This window comes from Nocardia fusca NBRC 14340, assembly GCF_001618425.1.
Taxonomy (GTDB): Bacteria; Actinomycetota; Actinomycetes; order Mycobacteriales; family Mycobacteriaceae; genus Nocardia; species Nocardia fusca.
In genome coordinates this window covers 1-5,421 of sequence record NZ_BDCU01000082.1, presented here as the reverse complement: position 1 = coordinate 5,421, position 5,421 = coordinate 1, and the positions used below count along the sequence as shown (strand labels likewise).

General features: G+C 56.2%; 3 rRNA genes. All 3 read right to left on the bottom strand.

Annotated elements, in window-relative coordinates:
- Positions 1-5: 5 nt before the first annotated feature.
- A 5S ribosomal RNA gene (rrf, locus tag NF4_RS35885) occupies positions 6-122 on the bottom strand.
- Positions 123-241: 119 nt separating this feature from the next.
- Positions 242-3,372: ribosomal RNA gene (locus NF4_RS35880) — 23S ribosomal RNA — on the bottom strand.
- Positions 3,373-3,702: 330 nt separating this feature from the next.
- Positions 3,703-5,219: ribosomal RNA gene (locus NF4_RS35875) — 16S ribosomal RNA — on the bottom strand.
- The 16S, 23S and 5S rRNA genes sit together here, the layout of an rRNA operon.
- Between the last annotated feature and the right edge of the window lie 202 nt (positions 5,220-5,421).

The window sequence follows — 5,421 nt, the reverse complement described above, 5'->3', positions numbered from 1 at the left end:
GTATGTTCCGGCGGTGTCCTACTCTCCCACACCCTGTCGAGTGCAGTACCATCGGCGCTGGCAGGCTTAGCTTCCGGGTTCGGAATGGGACCGGGCGTTTCCCTGCCGCTATAACCGCCGTAACTCTATGAAACTATCCACACAGAGAGCCAAACCAACCCCCAAAAAAAAGGGGGGTGTTTTGTCTTCTGTATCTGTGTGTTGTTTCAGATACTGCACAGTGGACGCGTAGCAATCTTCGTTTGGTAAGCCCTCGGCCTATTAGTACCGGTCACCTCCACACGTTACCGTGCTTCCAGTTCCGGCCTATCAACCCCATGGTCTGTAGGGGGCCTTAACCACTCTAGGTGGTGGGAAACCTCATCTTGGAACAGGCTTCCCGCTTAGATGCTTTCAGCGGTTATCCCTTCCGAACGTAGCCAACCAGCCGTGCCCCTGGCGGGACAACTGGCACACCAGAGGTTCGTCCGTCCCGGTCCTCTCGTACTAGGGACAGCCTTCCTCAAGTTTCCAACGCGCGCGGCGGATAGAGACCGAACTGTCTCACGACGTTCTAAACCCAGCTCGCGTGCCGCTTTAATGGGCGAACAGCCCAACCCTTGGGACCTACTCCAGCCCCAGGATGCGACGAGCCGACATCGAGGTGCCAAACCATCCCGTCGATATGGACTCTTGGGGAAGATCAGCCTGTTATCCCCGGGGTACCTTTTATCCGTTGAGCGACACCGCTTCCACATGCCGGTGCCGGATCACTAGTCCCGACTTTCGTCCCTGCTCGACATGTCTGTCTCACAGTCAAGCTCCCTTGTGCACTTGCACTCGACACCTGATTGCCAACCAGGCTGAGGGAACCTTTGGGCGCCTCCGTTACATTTTGGGAGGCAACCGCCCCAGTTAAACTACCCACCAGGCACTGTCCCTGAACCAGATCATGGTCCGAGGTTAGAGGTCCAATACGATCAGAGTGGTATTTCAACGACGACTCACCGAGCACTGGCGTGCCCGTTTCACAGTCTCCCACCTATCCTACACAAACCGTACCGAACACCAATACCAAGCTATAGTGAAGGTCCCGGGGTCTTTTCGTCCTGCCGCGCGTAACGAGCATCTTTACTCGTAATGCAATTTCGCCGAGTCTGTGGTCGAGACAGCAGAGAAGTCGTTACGCCATTCGTGCAGGTCGGAACTTACCCGACAAGGAATTTCGCTACCTTAGGATGGTTATAGTTACCACCGCCGTTTACCGGGGCTTAAATTCTCAGCTTCGCGCCGAAGCGCTAACCGGTCCTCTTAACCTTCCGGCACCGGGCAGGCGTCAGTCCGTATACATCGTCTTACGACTTCGCACGGACCTGTGTTTTTAGTAAACAGTCGCTTCTCTCTGGTCTCTGCGGCCCAAACCAGCTCACAGCGTAAAGCCGGTCACCAGCTCGGGCCCCCCTTCTCCCGAAGTTACGGGGGCATTTTGCCGAGTTCCTTGACCACAGTTCTCTCGATCGCCTTAGTATTCTCTACCTGACCACCTGTGTCGGTTTGGGGTACGGGCCGTGTACCAACTCACTAGAGGCTTTTCTCGGCAGCATAGGATCACTGAATTCGCCTCAATCGGCTACGCATCACCTCTCAGGCACATGCTGTGCGGATTTGCCTACACAACGCCCTACAGGCTTACACCAGTACAACCACTGACTGGCCCAGCTACCTTCCTGCGTCACCCCATCGCTTGACTACTACACCCAGGGTCCCGCGCATCCCCTTTGGGTCTCCCGAAGGAGATCCCGCCAGTTCAGGGCGGTTAGCACAGATGATTCGCCATTGGGCGCGGATACACGGGTACGGGAATATCAACCCGTTGTCCATCGACTACGCCTGTCGGCCTCGCCTTAGGTCCCGACTCACCCTGGGCGGATTAACCTGGCCCAGGAACCCTTGGTCATTCGGCGGACGAGTTTCTCACTCGTCTTTCGCTACTCATGCCTGCATTCTCACTCGCGCAGCCTCCACAACTAGGTCACCCCGCTGCTTCCCTGGCTACACGACGCTCCCCTACCCAGCCACACCACTGCACACCAGACCGTAATCCGATGTGGATGTATTGTGCGACTGCCGCGGCTTCGGCGGTGTACTTGAGCCCCGCTACATTGTCGGCGCAGGATCACTCGACCAGTGAGCTATTACGCACTCTTTCAAGGGTGGCTGCTTCTAAGCCAACCTCCTGGCTGTCTGCGCAATCCCACATCCTTTTCCACTTAGTACACGCTTAGGGGCCTTAGCCGGCGATCTGGGCTGTTTCCCTCTCGACTACGAAGCTTATCCCCCGCAGTCTCACTGCCGCGCTCTCACTCACCGGCATTCGGAGTTTGGCTGATTTCGGTAAGCTTGTGGGCCCCCTAGACCATCCAGTAGCTCTACCTCCGGTGAGAAACACGCGACGCTGCACCTAAATGCATTTCGGGGAGAACCAGCTATCACGGAGTTTGATTGGCCTTTCACCCCTACCCACAGCTCATCCCCTCAGTTTTCAACCTAAGTGGGTTCGGGCCTCCACGACGTCTTACCGTCGCTTCACCCTGGCCATGGGTAGATCACTCCGCTTCGGGTCTAGAACACGCGACTCAAACGCCCTATTCGGACTCGCTTTCGCTACGGCTACCCCACACGGGTTAACCTCGCCACATGCCACTAACTCGCAGGCTCATTCTTCAAAAGGCACGCCATCACCCCCAGCAGCAAGCTGCTCGAAGGCTCTGACGGATTGTAAGCGCTCGGTTTCAGGTACTATTTCACTCCCCTCCCGGGGTACTTTTCACCTTTCCCTCACGGTACTAGTCCGCTATCGGTCACCAGGGAGTATTCAGGCTTACCGGGTGGTCCCGGCAGATTCACAGCAGATTTCACGGGCCCGCTGCTACTCGGGCACTCACTACAACAGAGAACATGTTTTCGCCTACCGGACTCTCACCGTCTACGGTTGGCCGTCCCAGACCAATTCGACTAACACGAACTTTTCTGACTGTTGCTCGCCACGGCAGTGACAAGAAAGTGAGCCCCACGACCCCACACGTGCAACGCCTGCCGGCTATCACACACGCATGGTTTAGCCTCATCCGCTTTCGCTCGCCACTACTCACGGAATCACATGTTGTTTTCTCTTCCTGTGGGTACTGAGATGTTTCACTTCCCCACGTTCCCTCCACACACCCTATATATTCAGATGCGGGTAACACGACATCACTCGTGCTGGGTTTCCCCATTCGGACACCCTCGGATCACAGCTCGGTTGACAGCTCCCCGAGGCTTATCGCAGCCTCCTACGTCCTTCATCGGCTCCTGGTGCCAAGGCATCCACCGAACGCTCTAAAACACTTACAAAACAAAGATGCTCGCGTCCACTGTGCAGTTCTCAAACAACACACCCACCCGAACCTTGCACCCGCACCAGCCAGAAACTTCGAAAAGCTTCCGCGGTATGAACGGAGATCCGAGCGGATCGTATCTTTTGCCTGGAAAGAACGTCTGTTCTTTCAGGACCCAACAGTGTGTTGATATATCCACCACAACCGAGAACTGAGCCTCAGCCGTACGTGATGGAGATTGTCAGCGTTCCACCCATGAGCAACCATCGGAAAACATTCGCTTCCGAAATGGCTCTGCCACAACCGGTACTCGACTATTCGAGCCGGCATGGAGAATGCTCCTTAGAAAGGAGGTGATCCAGCCGCACCTTCCGGTACGGCTACCTTGTTACGACTTCGTCCCAATCGCCGATCCCACCTTCGACGGCTCCCTCCACAAGGGTTAGGCCACCGGCTTCGGGTGTTACCGACTTTCATGACGTGACGGGCGGTGTGTACAAGGCCCGGGAACGTATTCACCGCAGCGTTGCTGATCTGCGATTACTAGCGACTCCAACTTCACGGGGTCGAGTTGCAGACCCCGATCCGAACTGAGACCGGCTTTAAGGGATTCGCTCCACCTCACGGTATCGCAGCCCTCTGTACCGGCCATTGTAGCATGTGTGAAGCCCTGGACATAAGGGGCATGATGACTTGACGTCGTCCCCACCTTCCTCCGAGTTGACCCCGGCAGTCTCTCACGAGTCCCCGCCATTACGCGCTGGCAACATAAGATAAGGGTTGCGCTCGTTGCGGGACTTAACCCAACATCTCACGACACGAGCTGACGACAGCCATGCACCACCTGTACACCGACCACAAGGGGGCCTACATCTCTGCAGGTTTCCGGTGTATGTCAAACCCAGGTAAGGTTCTTCGCGTTGCATCGAATTAATCCACATGCTCCGCCGCTTGTGCGGGCCCCCGTCAATTCCTTTGAGTTTTAGCCTTGCGGCCGTACTCCCCAGGCGGGGTACTTAATGCGTTAGCTACGGCACGGATCCCGTGGAAGGAAACCCACACCTAGTACCCACCGTTTACGGCGTGGACTACCAGGGTATCTAATCCTGTTCGCTACCCACGCTTTCGCTTCTCAGCGTCAGTTACTTCCCAGAGACCCGCCTTCGCCACCGGTGTTCCTCCTGATATCTGCGCATTTCACCGCTACACCAGGAATTCCAGTCTCCCCTGAAGTACTCAAGCCTGCCCGTATCGACCGCAAGCTCGGGGTTGAGCCCCGAGTTTTCACGATCGACGCGACAAGCCGCCTACAAGCTCTTTACGCCCAGTAATTCCGGACAACGCTCGCACCCTACGTATTACCGCGGCTGCTGGCACGTAGTTGGCCGGTGCTTCTTATACTCCTACCGTCACTCTCGCTTCGTCGGAGTCGAAAGAGGTTTACAACCCGAAGGCCGTCATCCCTCACGCGGCGTCGCTGCATCAGGCTTCCGCCCATTGTGCAATATTCCCCACTGCTGCCTCCCGTAGGAGTCTGGGCCGTGTCTCAGTCCCAGTGTGGCCGGTCGCCCTCTCAGGCCGGCTACCCGTCGTCGCCTTGGTAGGCCATTACCCCACCAACAAGCTGATAGGCCGCGGGCTCATCTTGCACCGATAAATCTTTCCACCCCCGGTCATGCAACCGAAGGTCATATCCGGTATTAGACCCAGTTTCCCAGGCTTATCCCAGAGTGCAAGGCAGATCACCCACGTGTTACTCACCCGTTCGCCGCTCGTGTACCCCGAAGGGCCTTACCGCTCGACTTGCATGTGTTAAGCACGCCGCCAGCGTTCGTCCTGAGCCAGGATCAAACTCTCCGTTGAAGACTCACAATCACACCCGAAGGCGCAATCAAAAGTACAAACTAGAGTCCGAAAACCCAGCAAAACAAATCGCCAGCCGGAAATTAGCTGACTTAAATGTTCGGCCCTCCACACGGGGGTATGAAGAACCGAAACCAAATTAAATATTTGGCACTGACATTCATCAACACACTATTGAGTTCTCAAAGAACACACGCACACA